Annotated in this window: 14 protein-coding genes; 8 read left to right on the top strand and 6 right to left on the bottom strand. The window is 63.3% G+C overall.

Going from position 1 to position 13,181, the window contains the following annotated elements; genetic code table 11:
* The first annotated feature begins 264 nt into the window (after positions 1 to 264).
* Both NKL04_RS03825 and NKL04_RS03820 read left to right on the top strand, forming a co-directional pair.
* Positions 265 to 1,062, top strand: coding sequence for a glycoside hydrolase family 25 protein (locus NKL04_RS03825; RefSeq protein ID WP_023682151.1), 798 nt, complete (start codon positions 265 to 267; stop codon positions 1,060 to 1,062).
* A 32-nt stretch (positions 1,063 to 1,094) separates the two neighbouring features.
* Positions 1,095 to 2,324 (top strand): lytic murein transglycosylase, encoded by a 1,230-nt coding sequence (locus tag NKL04_RS03820; protein WP_023682152.1) that lies wholly within the window; start codon positions 1,095 to 1,097, stop codon positions 2,322 to 2,324.
* Positions 2,325 to 2,349: 25 nt separating this feature from the next.
* On the opposite strand, the gene NKL04_RS03815 is transcribed toward NKL04_RS03820, so the two are convergent.
* Positions 2,350 to 3,249, bottom strand: coding sequence for a LysR family transcriptional regulator (locus tag NKL04_RS03815; protein ID WP_023682153.1), 900 nt, complete (start codon positions 3,247 to 3,249; stop codon positions 2,350 to 2,352).
* Between the two features lie 131 nt (positions 3,250 to 3,380).
* Between NKL04_RS03815 and NKL04_RS03810 the strand changes: the two genes are divergently transcribed.
* Complete coding sequence (locus tag NKL04_RS03810; protein ID WP_023682154.1) at positions 3,381 to 4,112, top strand: SDR family oxidoreductase; 732 nt, start codon at positions 3,381 to 3,383, stop codon at positions 4,110 to 4,112.
* Here NKL04_RS03810 and NKL04_RS03805 read toward each other — a convergent pair.
* Positions 4,109 to 5,329, bottom strand: coding sequence for an alanine racemase (locus NKL04_RS03805; protein WP_023668250.1), 1,221 nt, complete (start codon positions 5,327 to 5,329; stop codon positions 4,109 to 4,111). The genes NKL04_RS03810 and NKL04_RS03805 overlap by 4 nt on opposite strands.
* A 210-nt stretch (positions 5,330 to 5,539) precedes the next feature.
* Here NKL04_RS03805 and NKL04_RS03800 point away from each other — a divergent pair, with 210 nt between their 5' ends.
* Positions 5,540 to 6,457 (top strand): DMT family transporter, encoded by a 918-nt coding sequence (locus NKL04_RS03800; protein ID WP_023699616.1) that lies wholly within the window; start codon positions 5,540 to 5,542, stop codon positions 6,455 to 6,457.
* A gap of 449 nt (positions 6,458 to 6,906) precedes the next feature.
* Here the strand turns inward: NKL04_RS03800 and metF are convergent, their stop codons facing one another.
* Both metF and NKL04_RS03790 read right to left on the bottom strand, forming a co-directional pair.
* Complete coding sequence (gene metF / locus NKL04_RS03795) at positions 6,907 to 7,824, bottom strand: methylenetetrahydrofolate reductase [NAD(P)H] (RefSeq protein ID WP_023690856.1); 918 nt, start codon at positions 7,822 to 7,824, stop codon at positions 6,907 to 6,909.
* Entirely contained in the window at positions 7,824 to 8,846 is a 1,023-nt protein-coding gene (locus NKL04_RS03790; protein ID WP_023699617.1) for an ArsR/SmtB family transcription factor, read from the bottom strand. The genes metF and NKL04_RS03790 overlap by 1 nt, the downstream gene beginning before the upstream one ends.
* Positions 8,847 to 9,013: 167 nt before the next feature.
* Between NKL04_RS03790 and tsaA the strand changes: the two genes are divergently transcribed.
* The gene (tsaA, locus tag NKL04_RS03785) at positions 9,014 to 9,520 is read left to right on the top strand and encodes a tRNA (N6-threonylcarbamoyladenosine(37)-N6)-methyltransferase TrmO (RefSeq protein ID WP_023699618.1); all 507 of its coding nucleotides are present in this window, start codon (positions 9,014 to 9,016) and stop codon (positions 9,518 to 9,520) included.
* Positions 9,517 to 9,831: a DUF2293 domain-containing protein gene (locus NKL04_RS03780; protein WP_023668245.1), complete on the top strand. Its 315-nt coding sequence runs from the start codon at positions 9,517 to 9,519 to the stop codon at positions 9,829 to 9,831. Before tsaA ends, NKL04_RS03780 begins: the two co-directional genes overlap by 4 nt.
* Positions 9,832 to 9,837: 6 nt before the next feature.
* Here the strand turns inward: NKL04_RS03780 and NKL04_RS03775 are convergent, their stop codons facing one another.
* Entirely contained in the window at positions 9,838 to 10,344 is a 507-nt protein-coding gene (locus NKL04_RS03775) for a hypothetical protein (protein ID WP_023699619.1), read from the bottom strand.
* Positions 10,345 to 10,495: 151 nt separating this feature from the next.
* Here NKL04_RS03775 and NKL04_RS03770 point away from each other — a divergent pair, with 151 nt between their 5' ends.
* Complete coding sequence (locus NKL04_RS03770; protein ID WP_023699620.1) at positions 10,496 to 11,458, top strand: D-amino acid aminotransferase; 963 nt, start codon at positions 10,496 to 10,498, stop codon at positions 11,456 to 11,458.
* A gap of 145 nt (positions 11,459 to 11,603) precedes the next feature.
* Positions 11,604 to 12,446, top strand: a complete 843-nt coding sequence (locus tag NKL04_RS03765) for an SDR family oxidoreductase (RefSeq protein ID WP_023699621.1) — start codon at positions 11,604 to 11,606, stop codon at positions 12,444 to 12,446.
* A gap of 59 nt (positions 12,447 to 12,505) precedes the next feature.
* On the opposite strand, the gene NKL04_RS03760 is transcribed toward NKL04_RS03765, so the two are convergent.
* The gene (locus tag NKL04_RS03760; protein WP_023699622.1) at positions 12,506 to 13,123 is read right to left on the bottom strand and encodes an MOSC domain-containing protein; all 618 of its coding nucleotides are present in this window, start codon (positions 13,121 to 13,123) and stop codon (positions 12,506 to 12,508) included.
* Between the last annotated feature and the right edge of the window lie 58 nt (positions 13,124 to 13,181).

Here is a 13,181-nt window from a genome sequence, read left to right as displayed (position 1 = left end):
CGCTGCCCGTGGCTTGCGGCCCGATTTATGTCATCGATTTGCCGCCATTGCTTCCGCAAAATCGGTGTTCTTGTCGAGCGCCGTCAACCTGTTATCAACCATGATCGGCGATCACTGGTGCATGTCGCCCAAAAGTGCGCAGCGGTTTTGGAACAACGACATGCACGAAAATAGCGTATCAGGCGATGCTGTGGGGCGATCGCCTGAGGGGCACCTGCAACGACAACCCAACAGCGACCGGCTGATTCCGGCTCGGGAAATGCGATGCGCCGTTTCGCAGCCCTCATCACGTTGACGCTGCTGGCCGCCTGCTCGACCGCCGGCGATCTCGTGCCCTCGATGTCGCCATCCAGCAGCCCGACGGTTGCCGTGCGCGCACCGCGTTTCGAAGACTCCAAGCCGCATGAATGGGATAGCGGCGCGCCTTGGAACTATGCCGTTCACGGCACCGACGTCTCCAAATACCAGACCTCGGTCGACTGGCCGACGGCCAAGGCCAGCGGCATCTCCTTCGCCTTCATCAAGGCGACCGAGGGCGGCGACCGTTTCGACGAGTATTTCAACGAGCATTGGTCGCGCACCAAGGCCAATGGCATTCCGCGCGCGGCCTACCATTTCTTCTATTTCTGCACGCCTGCCGCCACCCAGGCGCGCTGGTTCATCCAGAACGTGCCCGTCGACCGCTCGGCCATGCCGCCGGTGCTCGACATGGAGTGGAACCCGCAATCGCCGACCTGCCGGCTGCGCCCGGATTCAGCGACGGTGCGGGCCGAAATGACCACCTTTCTCGAGATGATCGAGCGGCACTATGGCAAGAAGCCGATCATCTACACCTCGGTCGACTTCTTCGACGATAACGACCTTGCGACCTTCCGCGGCTATCCCTACTGGCTGCGCTCGGTGGCCGGCCACCCCCGCCAGAAGTACGGCAGCCACCCTTTCACCTTCTGGCAATACACCGGAACCGGTATCGTGCCCGGCATGAACGGCAAGTCCGATATCAACGTCTTCAACGGCACTGAGGCAGCCTGGAAAAAGTGGCTGCGGCAGAACACCCGTTGACACCGGCTCTACCGCCTGCTTTTCGACGTCCCATGCGCACCTACCTGCAGCCACTGGGATATTTACGCCGGAAACAGTCGAAGAGCCGCCTGCGCTCCGGGCTGCTCGCGGCCCTGCTGCTCGGCGCTACGGCGATGCCGGCGGCGGCGCAGGAATGCGGCGGCGACTTCGAAACCTGGAAGCAAGGCGTGGCGGCGGAAGCCAAGGCAGCCGGTGTCGGCGCTGTCGGCCTTAACGCGCTGGAGGCCGCCACCATCGACGACAAGGTGCTCGCGCGTGACCGCGCCCAGGGCGTCTTCGCCCAGACCTTCATTCAGTTCTCCAACCGCATGATCTCGGCCTACCGGCTGAAGCAGGGCGCGGCCAATCTGAAGAAATACGCCGAAATCTTTGCGCGCGCCGACCAGCAGTTCGGTGTCCAGGCGCCGATCATCACCGCCTTCTGGGGGCTGGAGACCGATTTCGGCGCCGTACAGGGCGATTTCCACACGCTGAGCGCCTTGGTGACGCTGTCGCATGACTGCCGCCGCCCGCAGCTGTTTCGGCCGCAACTGCTGCCGCTGTTGACGCTGATCGATCGCGGCGTCGTTCCGGCCGACGTCACCGGCGCCTGGGCCGGCGAGATCGGCCAGACGCAGATCCTGCCTTCCGACTATCTCGCGCGCGGCGTCGACGGCGACGGCGACGGCATCGTCGACCTCAGGCGCAGCGTACCCGACGTGATCATGACCACGGCCAACAAGGTGCTGTCGCGCGGCTGGAAACGCGACCAGCCGTGGATCGAGGAAGTGCGCGTGCCCGAGGACATGCCCTGGGAGCAGACCGGCCGCACCAACAAGCTGCCGCTGTCTCAATGGGCCGCGTGGGGCGTCACCAATCCCGATGGCACGCCGCTGATCGACAATGGCCTGAAGGCCGGCCTGGCGCTGCCGATGGGCCGCAAAGGTCCGGCCTTCCTCGCCTACGACAATTTCGACGTCTATCTCGAATGGAACCAGTCCTTCACCTACGCGCTGACCGCCGCCAACTTCGCCAGCCGGCTGGCCGGGGCAAAGCAGTTCGACCCGCGCAATCCCGAAACCGGGCTCAATGGCGACCAGATGAAGGAATTGCAGACCAAGCTCGAAGCCAGGGGCTATGACGTCGGCACCGTCGACGGCATTCTGGGCACCAACACCCGCGAAGCCATCCGCAAGGAACAGATGCGGCTCGGCATGCCGGTCGACGGCTGGCCGACGCCGGAGCTTTTGGGGAAACTGTGAGTAGAATCTGCCCAAGCTGGGTTCCTTATTCCCTACTCCTTGCCCGGACGAAGTCGATAAATGCCCGCAAAGCCGGGGGGACGTGCCTCGAACTCGGGTGATACAGGAAGAAGCCTGGAAAGCTGGGCGACCAGGGCTCTAGAAATCTCATCAGCCTGCCCGCATTGATCCAGGACTGGACCTGATAGTCGATCATGTAGGCAACGCCTGCTCCACCCAGCGCCGCGTTCAGCATCAGCTCGGTGTCGTTAACAGTCAGGCTGCCCTCGACGGCGATTTCCAGAGACCGTTTGCCGCGCGCGAACTCCCATCGATAGAGGTTGCCGCCACCAGGCCACTGGAATGTTATGCATTGGTGCTGATGCAACTCCTGCGGATGGCGCGGTATGGCCCGATTTTCGAGATAGACGGGAGCGGCCACCGCCGCCATCTGCAAATCCCCGCTCAGTTTCACTGCCACCATGTCCTTCTCCAGCCGCTCGCCAAGCCTGATTCCGGCATCGAACCGTCCTCGAACAATGTCGGTCAGCGTATCGTCGACGATGACGGTCAGCGCGATATCAGGATAGGCGCGTTGGAAGTCGCCAAGGATCGGGCCGATGAACCGCACCGCGGCAACACGCGGCACGTTTATTCGTAGCGAACCCGCCGGCCGATCACGCGCGGCTTGAATGTCCGCTACGGCGCCCTCCAGCTCTTCGAACGCAACGGCAAGGCGCGCAAACAGCGTCTCGCCGGCACCAGTGGGTGAAACACTACGCGTCGTGCGATTCAGCAACCTGATGCCGATGCGAGCCTCCAGTTGCCGAATCGACTGGCTGAGCGCCGGCGGGGAAACACGCAGCCGGGCGGCGGCGCGGACGAAACTACGCTCTTCCACGATTGCGGCGAATGCCTTGAGCTCGGCGAATTCAGAACCGCGCATTGTGTATCCCTAGATTAACAAGCTAGTCAGATAATAGGCCATTATCTGATCAGTTGCATGGCCCTATTTCTCGACTAGCGGACCCGTCAGATGAAACCGGCACGGGCCTGAATGATTGAAGGAAACGTATCATGCCCAAGTCCTTGCAAGGCAAAACCGCACTCGTCACCGGCAGTTCGCGCGGCATTGGGCGAGCCATCGCCGAAGGACTCGCCTCCAAGGGCGCTGCCGTCGTCGTCAACTATGTCGGCAACCACGAAGCCGCTGACGAGGTCGTGGCCGCCATCGCCGGCAGGAGAGGAAAGGCGATCGCCGTCCAGGCCGACATATCAAGCGTCTCGGATATTCATCGCCTGTTTGACGAGGCTGAGAGTGAGTTCGGCGCGATCGACATCGTGGTTGCCAATGTCGGCGTCGCCGTCATCAAGCCTCTGACGGAGGCAACCGAAGCCGATTTCGACCATGTCTTCGGCACCAATGCCAAGGGCACCTTCTTCGTGCTTCAGGAAGCAGCGCGCCGTGTGCGAAACGGTGGCCGCATCATCGCGGTCTCCACCGGCGGCACCAAGATGTTCTTCACGCAAACGGCGCTCTATCTCGGCAGCAAGGGCGCCGTCGAACAATTCGTCCGTGTGCTCTCGCGTGAACTCGGACCGCGCGGCATCACCGTGAATGCGCTGTCGCCTGGCTTCACCGACACGGACCTGCTTCCCGAGCGCGATCGCGCCGTGGCGGCCGGCATGTCTCCATTTGGCAGGATCGGCGCGCCCCGCGACGTTGCCGATGTCGCGGTCTTCCTGGCCAGCGACGAGGCCCGCTGGCTGACCGGCGAGAATATCCAGGCCGGTGGAGGCGTCGCCTAATCCGCCATTGTCTCCAGGCTGGCGAATCCCTGCGGCGCATCGCCTTCATCGAAGGGTGTCGTCACCTCGACGAAGGTATCGGGATAAAAGCCGTTGAAGCGGGTTCTCAGCGACAGCGAATAGGCACCGATATGGCCGATCTCGATCCAGTCGCCGGTGTCGACGGTTTCCGGCAGCCAGAACGGCCGCGACAGGATGTCGACGGAATCGCAGGTCGCGCCGCAGACCTTGAACGGCACGATGTTCTTCTCCTCGCCATTGCGCGAGCGGATCGCCGGATCGGGGATGAAGCGGGCCGGCAGTGTGATCTTGCCGGTCCAAGAATCCGACAGCGACGCCCAGATGCCGTCATTGATGTAGAGCCGCTTGCCCTTGCGCAGCAGCACCCGCACGATCAGCGAGAGGCAGCGCGCCACGATCACCCGGCCGGGCTCGGCCACCAACGGGATCTGGTCGAACTGGTATTCCCTGAGGTCGCCCGACAGCCGCGACATGATCTGGCCGAGCGACGGCATCTCGATCTGCTTGCGATTGGGGTCATGGCCGTACTCGGCGGGAAAGCCGCCGCCGACATCGAGCCCCGCAATGTCGAAGGTCAGCCGGTTGCGCACCCAATCGGCGGAGGCCAGCGCCCGTTCATAGGTGTCGGGATCCTCGATCTGGCTGCCGACATGGAAGCACAGGCCGACCTTGTAGCCGGTGCGGTTGAGCCGCTCGGCGAGTTCCACCGCATAGGCCGGCCCGGCGCCGAATTTCTTCGACAGTTCATAGGCCGCCGAACCCTTGGTCTGGATTCGCACGAACACGCTGATGGAGCCCGGATCGATGTCAAGCGCCCGCACCACCCGCGTCAGCTTGGTGATCTCGTCCTCATGGTCGAGCGAAATGACGCGGATGGCGTATTTTTCCAGCGCAAGCTTGATGTCCGACTGCGCCTTGACCGGATGCATGTAGAGCATCTCGGCGTCGGGTGAGACGGCGCGCACTGCCGCGAACTCGCCGGGCGAGGCCACATCGAAGGCGGTGACGCCGGCTTCGACCAGCGCCTTCAGCACGATCTGCTCGCCATTGGTCTTGACTGCGTAGGCTGTCTTGCCGGGAAACATGCCCATGAACTGTTTGGCATCCGCCTTCAGCACCTGCGGGCGAAAGCAGTAGACCGGATCGTCCGGCCGAAGCGCCAGCGCCGCCTCGCGGGCATTCTCGAATCGCTGCATGGACGAATCCCCTGACTTCTCGGCTGCGCACAATTAATCCAAGCTAGCGGCCAAAGAAAACAATTCTGTGTCTGGCGGGCACTGACCCAGCGGCGCACCCTCTGGCAGCACTGTTGCCAGCAATCAGGTTTCGGGTGGCTCTTGTCGCCGGACCCGATATGCCTTCTGCCTGAGTGGCTGGCATTGATGCCGCGGGGAAGGACGTTCACGATGGCAATAGCCACGACAGCCGTGCAGCGCGGACCGATGACGCTGAGGGACTGGGGACAGCTTCTGCTGCTCGGCGCCATCTGGGGCGGCTCGTTCTTCTTTGCCCGCATCGCCGTTGCCGAAATGCACCCGCTGGTGCTGGTGCTGTTTCGCGTTGCCATTGCGGCCATTGCACTGCAGCTCTATCTCGGCATTCGCGGTCCGTCCTTCCGCCTCGCCTTCCCGCATGCCGGCCTGTTTTTCCTTTTGGCGCTCGCCAACAATGTCGTCCCGTTCTCGCTGATCTTTGCCGGCCAGACCGCGCTTGGCGCCGGCGTCGCCTCGGTGCTCAATGCGACGACGCCGTTCTGGACGCTGATCCTCGCCAACGCGCTGACAGCGGACGAAAAGCTCTCCTGGAACAAGCTTGCCGGCATCGGGCTCGGCATCGCCGGCACCGCTGTCATGATCGGCCCCGGCCTGCTGGCCGGGCTCGGCGGCCCGGTCTGGGCGAAATTCGCGCTGATCGGCGCCTCGCTGTCGTACGCCGTCGCGCTGATGATTGCCCGCCGCTTCAAGGGCGTGCCCTCGCCGGTCATCGCCACCGGACAATTGACGGCGTCGACCATCATCATGATCCCGGTGGTGCTGCTCACCTATGGCCCGGCCGGCCTGTTCTCGGCCTCGCCGCCGGTCTGGACGGCGGTGCTGGCGCTGGCGCTGCTCTCCACCGCCTTCGCCTACATCCTCTATTTCAACCTCGTCGCCTCGGCCGGCGCCACCAACGCCTCGCTGGTCACGCTCATCGTCCCGGCCAGCGCCATCCTGCTCGGCCTCCTGTTCCTCGGCGAGCGGCTCGCTCTGTTCGAGTTCTGCGGCATGGCACTGATCGCGCTTGGCCTGTTGACGATCGACGGGCGGTTGTTTGGTCGGCGCTAATGCCTGTCGACCAAAAGTGCGCAGCGGTTTTGGGACAACGACGCGCTTTAGGTCTGGTAGCGCTGCCATGCCTCGCTTTCGCCACGGCCGCGTCACAATTTATTCACAGGCTGCCAGCGGCTTTTGCCGAAGAGTTTCAACGCTTAACGACAGGTGGCAGGTCGCAAATTCCACAATCGCGTCGCATTGCAGCATATTTTCCGCTTGCCTGTGGCACAAATGCCCCTAGACTCCACCCATAGCTCTTGAAGAGGAGACTATGACATGGGACTTACGAGGCCAATCAACGCATTGATGATCTGTGCTGCATTTGCCTTCATTGGCGCCCTTATCATAGGTGTTCTTCCGTAACCGCCGGAGCGGAAGAACAGCAGCAATAGCCCACAAATTCGAAAGGCCGGGCGAAACACCCGGCCTTTTGCATTTCAGATTTCATACCACGATGAAGCTCAGGCGGCGGCGGATCCAGCTGCCTCTGTTTCGTGGGAGCGGATGCCGATCATATGGCAGATGGCAAACACCAGGTCGGCCCGGTTCATGGTGTAGAAATGGAAGTCGCTGACGCCGCGCTCGACGAGATCGAGCACCTGCTCGGCCGCCACGGCAGACGCCACGAGCGCATGCGTCTGCGGATCGTTGTGCAGCCCTTCGAAACGCTCGGCCAGCCATGCCGGCACCAGCGCGCCGCAGCGTGCCGAGAAATTGGCGACCTGGGTGAAATTGTGCACCGGCAGGATGCCGGGCACGATCGGGATGTAGATGCCGGCGCGGCGCGCCTTCTCGACGTAACGCTCGTAGAGATCGTTGTCGAAGAAGAACTGGGTGATCGCCCGCGTCGCGCCATTGTCGGCCTTGCGCTTCAGCATGTCGAAGTCGGTGGCAAAGTCCGGGCTTTCCGGATGCTTTTCCGGGTAGGCCGAGACCGAGATGTCGAAATCGCCGGCGTCTTTCAATGCCCCAACCAGTTCGGCGCCATTGGCATAGCCATCGGGGTGGGGCCGGTAGGCGGTGCCGACACCGGCCGCCGGATCGCCGCGCAACGCAACGAAGCGCTTCACGCCCATATCGGCGAATTCGCGGACCACGGCATCGACCTCATGGCGGGCGGCGTCGACGCAGGTCATGTGCGCCGCCGGCGTCAGCGCCGTCTCGTTCAGGATGCGCTTGACCGTGCGCGCCGTGCGCTCCCGCGTCGAGCCGCCGGCGCCATAGGTCACCGAGACGAATCTCGGCTTCAGCGGCTCCAGCCTGGTGACGGTGTCCCAGAGCCTGGCTTCCATCTCGTCGGTCTTCGGCGGGAAGAACTCGAAGGAGACGCGGACCTTGTCGCCAATGTCGGGACGGCGGGAAAAGCGGAACTGGTTCATCAGGCGATTTCCCCCATAGGGTACGCTTTGGTGGGTTGGGTGTCATTTGAAGGCTCGGCGATCAGCATGCGGCGGTCGCGGCCGAGCCACAGCTTGACGGTGAGCCTGGCTTCGTTGCCGCCGCGCGGCTCGAATTCCTGGGCACCCTCGAGATCGAGCCCGGCATCGGCAAACCATTCGGAGATCTGGCGGTCGGAAAAGCCCAGCCTGACATGCGCATGCTGGTCGCGCAGGAATTCCAGTGCATGCGGCGCGAAATCGACGATCACCAGCCGGCCCGACGGGCGCAGCAGCCTTGCCGCCTCGCGGATGGCGCGGGCGGGATCGTCCAGATAGTGCAGCACCTGATGGATGGTGACGAGGTCGAAGGCGTCGCGCTCGACCGGCGGCGCGAAAATGTCGCCTTGGCGGACCTGGGCATTGGCGATGCCTGCCTTGTCGAGATTGGCCCGCGCCACCGTCAGCATTTCGCGCGACATGTCGATGCCGACACCGCGCCGGTAGAGCGGCGAAAATATCTCCAGCAGCCGCCCGGTACCGGTGCCGAGGTCTAGCATCGACTGGAATGGCCGCTTGCCGACCAGCTTGAGGAGTGCGGCTTCCACCGCGCGGTCCGGCACATGCAGCGAGCGGATGTGATCCCAACTGGCGGCGTTCTCGGAGAAATACTCGGCGGCACGGTCCTGGCGCTTGCGCTTGACCGATGCCAACCGCTCGAGATCGCGCTCGACCTGTGGATCGGCGCCGCGAATGCCAGAGACCAGCCCCATGACGAAGTCGCGCGCGGAATCCGTATCCGACAGCCGGAAGAAGGCCCACGAGCCCTCCTGGTAGCGGCCGATCAACCCGGCCTCCAGCAGCAACTTCAAATGCCGCGACACCCGCGGTTGCGACTGGCTGAGGATCTCGGTGAGGTCGGACACGGTGAGATCGCCGCGCGACAGCAGCGCCAGGATGCGGAGCCGGCTCGATTCGGCCGCAGCCTTCAACGTATCAACCATCGTATCGAGCGAAACATGCATCGGCGCGTTCTCGTTGAAAAAGATATAAACATATGTTTATGTCAGCTTTGACGACATGGCAAGGCCTATGTCGCTTCCTGACAAGAAAATGCCGCACACATGATCCCCGCCTGAGAGAACCGGTTTTCCCTGACGATCAGCTGGAAACTTGTGCTAGGGCGAAAGCCATGTTCGAGAAGCGCGACGGCGAAAAGCTCCTGCAGACTGACCCGGCTGACATGCCGGCGGATGGCCATATCGTGTTTATCGGCCGCATCGCCTCGCCATGGACCACGCGCGAAAGCTGCCCGAAGAACATGCGCGCCGCCCGCGAGACAGGACAGGCGGCCACCGTTCTCATCGACCCACCCTATCGCGACGGCCTGCTTGCGCTGGAGCGGGCCAGCCACATCGTCCTCCTGTCATGGCTGCATCACGCGCCGCGGGCACTGATTGTCCAGAGACCCCGCCATGCGGCTGAGCCGAAAGGCGTTTTCTCGCTGCGCTCCCCTGCCCGGCCGAACCCAGTCGGGCTGCATATCGCCAGGCTGATGGCCGTCGACATCGACAACGGCCGCATCGACATCGACGCCATCGATGTGTTCGACGGCACCCCGGTGATCGACATCAAGCCCTATTTCGCCTCGACCGACGCCTTTCCCGAGGCGACCATTGCCGGGCGTGACGAAAAATGAGCGCGCCCACCGGCCGCCGCCGCGCCATCGCCAAGGCGCTGACCGCACTGCTGCCCCTGGCGCCCTATGCCGATATGGAGAAAATCCGCACCGAGGCCGGCGCCGTGCACATGAAGACGCTGCCGCCGGGCATCGCGGTCTGGCTGGCGACGATCGCCCATATCAGGCACGGCCATACCGACTATGAAAAGCTGCTGGCCGAGGGCTATGACCGCGACTCGGCGCGGTTCTTCGTCATCGAGCAAACAAACATGGTGCTGACCCGTTGGCGCGCCACGCGCCTGCTCGATGCAGAGGACGAAGAGGAATAACTTCAGCTACCGTCGCTTCAATACGGCAACCGCATTGTAGGGCTGGCCGTCGGCCTGGCCAACCCAGGTCCAGGACAGGTTCCCTTTGAAAAATCGGACGGTGATGCCGCCACCGTCGATGCACTTGTCCTGGCCGTAGCTGATGTTTTCCCGGTATTCCGCCGAACTGTCGTCGCGAGAAATCTCGGTCAACGATCCGCCGCAGCCGAGCGACGGATAGTCGATCGACGCGGCGCCATCGCCGATTGTCATTGCGATCGCCCAATCGGCGCCGGCAGCACCGGCCGGACTTTGATGACCGCTGCCGGTCCAGACGCCGTTGAGCCCCGCCGCGTTGACCACGCAAGGCACGTTCTGAAAGATCGGCGTCAGCTCGCTGCCCGTCTTCTCGCAACGATAGGTCTGGCCGTTCTGGCACAGCGCCTCGCCCTCGCGAGCGCATTGCGCGAAGGCATGGCCAGTGACGAAGACGAGGAAAATTGCAAAGCTGATGGTCCGAAAAGATCTGCCCATTTTGCCCCTCCCGGCCGAATATTTTCAAGCCGGACCATAGGGCGTATCGAATGTGCTACCTAGGACAAACAGCGATAGTTGGGTGGCCCTATGCCGCCTGCAGGGGACCACTAGCTTGACTCTGCCGCATCAAGCCGAAGGACCAATCGCCATGAACCGAAGCGCAGCAGCCGGTAGCATTGTGCCATTGCCGGCTTTGTCGGATCGCCATATCGATCCGCATTCCTATCCCGACGGCATCGCCTTTCTCGATGGTCAGTATCTGCCGATGTCGCAGGCCAAAATCTCGGTGCTGGATTGGGGGTTTCTGCATTCCGACGCCACCTACGACACCGTGCATGTCTGGGACGGCAGCTTCTTCCGCCTCGACCTGCATCTCGACCGCTTCTTCGCCGGCTTGCAAGAACTGCGCATGACGATCCCATTCGACCGCGACGGGGTGAGTGAAATCCTGCACAATTGCGTGGCGCTGTCAGGCCATCGCGCCGCCTATGTCGAAATGCTGTGCACACGCGGCGCCTCGCCGACCTTCAGCCGCGATCCGCGCCAGGCGGTCAACCGCTTCATGGCCTTCGCAGTTCCCTTCGGCTCGGTCGCCAATGCCGAGCAGTTGCGGCGCGGCCTGCATGTCGCCATTAGCGACAAGGTGCGCATTCCGCCGGTCTCGATCGATCCGGCGATCAAGAACTACCACTGGCTCGACCTCGTGCGCGGCCTCTACGACGCTTATGACCGTGGGGCCGAAACCGCATTGATTCTCGACTTCAACGGCAATGTCGCCGAAGGCCCCGGCTTCAACGTGTTCTGCGTCAAGGACGGCAGGCTGTCGACGCCAGCCGCCGGCGTGCTGCCCGGCATCACCAGGCGCACCGTCTTCGACCTCTGCGCCGAGGCAGCGCTTCCCACCACGGCCGTCGACGTCAGCGTTGCCGCGCTGAAGGCTGCCGACGAAGTCTTCATCACTTCCACCGCCGGCGGCATCATGCCGGTGACAGTGATCGACGGCGCTGCTGTCGCCGACGGCAAGATAGGCGGGATCACAAAGCGCTTGATGGCGCTCTACTGGCAAAAGCATGACGACCCGGCCTGGTCGAGCCCGGTGCGCTATCCCTGACCGGCGAAGGTCCTGCTCCACACGATGACGTGACCAAAAAGATTCCCCCTCGCCTCTGGAAAATCGCTCGACGCACCGTATATCGCGGAAGCGGAGAAGCCTCCGCTTCCCAGTTCACGGCCCGCATGGGCAAGGATTCCACGTCATGACAAGCAAGGTTTGGTTCATCACCGGATCGTCGAAAGGTTTTGGCCGAGTCTGGGCCGAGGCCGCACTCGCTCGCGGCGACCGTGTCGCCGCAACCGCGCGCGATGCCGGCACGCTCGCCGACCTCGTCGCGAAATACGGCGATAATGTCGCCGCGATCAAGCTCGACGTCACCGACAAGGAGGCTGTCGATGCGGCCATCGCCGAGGCGCACAAGCGCTTTGGCCGGCTCGACGTCGTCATCAACAATGCCGGCTATGGCCATTTCGGCGCCATCGAGGAAGTCAGCGAACAGGAAGCTCGCGACCAGATCGAAACCAATGTGTTCGGCGCGCTCTGGGTCACACAGGCGGCTTTGCCGATCATGCGGGCGCAGGGCTCCGGCCATATCATGCAGATCTCGTCGATCGGCGGCGTCAACGCCTTTGCCTCGCTCGGCCTTTACCATGCCTCGAAATGGGCGCTCGAAGCCTTCAGCCAGTCGCTCAGCATCGAGGTCGCCGAATTCGGCATCCATGTGACGCTTGTCGAACCGGGCGGCTTCTCCACCGATTGGTCCGGCGCCTCGGCCAAGGTCTCCAAAGCGATCGAGGCTTACGCGCCGGCCCGTGCCAAGATGGCGGAACGCCGCGCCAACTCGGTCGCCGGCGACCCCAAGGCCACCGGACCGGCGATGCTTGAAATCGTCGACGCGGCCGAGCCGCCGCTGCGCGTCTTCTTCGGCGATGGCGGCCTACCGATGATCAAGCAGGAATACGCCAACCGCATCGCGCTGTGGGAAAAGTGGGACCACGTTTCCGTCGAGGCGCAGGGCGCCAAGAAGAACCGCAAGGCGGCCTGAGCGCGTCTTGAAATCCGGCTGCGTCGCCCCGGCGGCGCAGCCCGTGCCCTAGCCCGGTACTAGGATCGATAAATCCACTGCTCGGGCACGCGCACCGAGATCTCTTCCCCTGTTGTCATACGACCCGGTTTCTCGACCCAAGCAACGAGGCCGCGCAGCCGTTTCGCCGCCTTCGGGAAGGCCAGCGCGCCGGCCTCCCGATCGGCCATCTCGGCGTTTTCGGCGATCGAACGTCCAGCAAGCCGGCAAGGCCCGTTCTGCGCATCGACCTTGATCGTCACGCCACTTCTAAAGAACAGCAGCGTGCCTGACGGCAGCATCGAGAGATGCGGCACGCCTTCGATCAGCAGATTGGCGCCGATCCATTCCGGCTTGATCTCGGCCAGCCCCATCCGCTCGGCAACGACGGCGAGTTCATCCGCTGCTACGATTGATATCTGCCGCTCGTTGCGGATTTCGGTGCCGCGCGGATACCAGGGTTCGCGACCGCCGGAACGACGGGTGGCGCCGGCGTGGAAGTCGCCGTCGATGCCTTCGAAACCGAGTTGCAATGCTTCCACTGGGCGCGTCTGGAAGTGATCTGACGGTGCGACGTACAAAGCGGCCACTTTGGCGGACAGCTTCCTGGCGGGGATGATTTCGACCGGCTTCTCAGACTCCGGGAAGAGGTCCAGCATGGCTTCGTTCCTTCTGCAGGATGACGTCGCATTAGCCGTAGCCGTGGGCTCGGGTCCA

The sequence above is a fragment of the Mesorhizobium sp. C264A genome (genome assembly GCF_040324515.1).
Lineage (GTDB): Bacteria > Pseudomonadota > Alphaproteobacteria > Rhizobiales > Rhizobiaceae > Mesorhizobium.
This window is presented reverse-complemented; position numbering and strand designations above follow the sequence as displayed.

Excerpts from the sequence above, each read along its gene's own strand:
- NKL04_RS03800 (WP_023699616.1), top strand. The coding sequence starts at position 5,540 with ATGGCAATAGCCACGACAGCCGTGCAGCGCGGACCGATGACGCTGAGG.
- NKL04_RS03780 (WP_023668245.1), top strand. The coding sequence starts at position 9,517 with ATGAGCGCGCCCACCGGCCGCCGCCGCGCCATCGCCAAGGCGCTGACC.
- metF (WP_023690856.1), bottom strand. The coding sequence starts at position 7,824 with ATGAACCAGTTCCGCTTTTCCCGCCGTCCCGACATTGGCGACAAGGTC.
- NKL04_RS03805 (WP_023668250.1), bottom strand. The coding sequence starts at position 5,329 with ATGCAGCGATTCGAGAATGCCCGCGAGGCGGCGCTGGCGCTTCGGCCG.
- NKL04_RS03760 (WP_023699622.1), bottom strand. The coding sequence starts at position 13,123 with ATGCTGGACCTCTTCCCGGAGTCTGAGAAGCCGGTCGAAATCATCCCC.
- NKL04_RS03775 (WP_023699619.1), bottom strand. The coding sequence starts at position 10,344 with ATGGGCAGATCTTTTCGGACCATCAGCTTTGCAATTTTCCTCGTCTTC.
- NKL04_RS03790 (WP_023699617.1), bottom strand. The coding sequence starts at position 8,846 with ATGCATGTTTCGCTCGATACGATGGTTGATACGTTGAAGGCTGCGGCC.
- NKL04_RS03820 (WP_023682152.1), top strand. The coding sequence starts at position 1,095 with ATGCGCACCTACCTGCAGCCACTGGGATATTTACGCCGGAAACAGTCG.
- NKL04_RS03815 (WP_023682153.1), bottom strand. The coding sequence starts at position 3,249 with ATGCGCGGTTCTGAATTCGCCGAGCTCAAGGCATTCGCCGCAATCGTG.
- tsaA (WP_023699618.1), top strand. The coding sequence starts at position 9,014 with ATGTTCGAGAAGCGCGACGGCGAAAAGCTCCTGCAGACTGACCCGGCT.
- NKL04_RS03810 (WP_023682154.1), top strand. The coding sequence starts at position 3,381 with ATGCCCAAGTCCTTGCAAGGCAAAACCGCACTCGTCACCGGCAGTTCG.
- NKL04_RS03770 (WP_023699620.1), top strand. The coding sequence starts at position 10,496 with ATGAACCGAAGCGCAGCAGCCGGTAGCATTGTGCCATTGCCGGCTTTG.
- NKL04_RS03765 (WP_023699621.1), top strand. The coding sequence starts at position 11,604 with ATGACAAGCAAGGTTTGGTTCATCACCGGATCGTCGAAAGGTTTTGGC.
- NKL04_RS03825 (WP_023682151.1), top strand. The coding sequence starts at position 265 with ATGCGCCGTTTCGCAGCCCTCATCACGTTGACGCTGCTGGCCGCCTGC.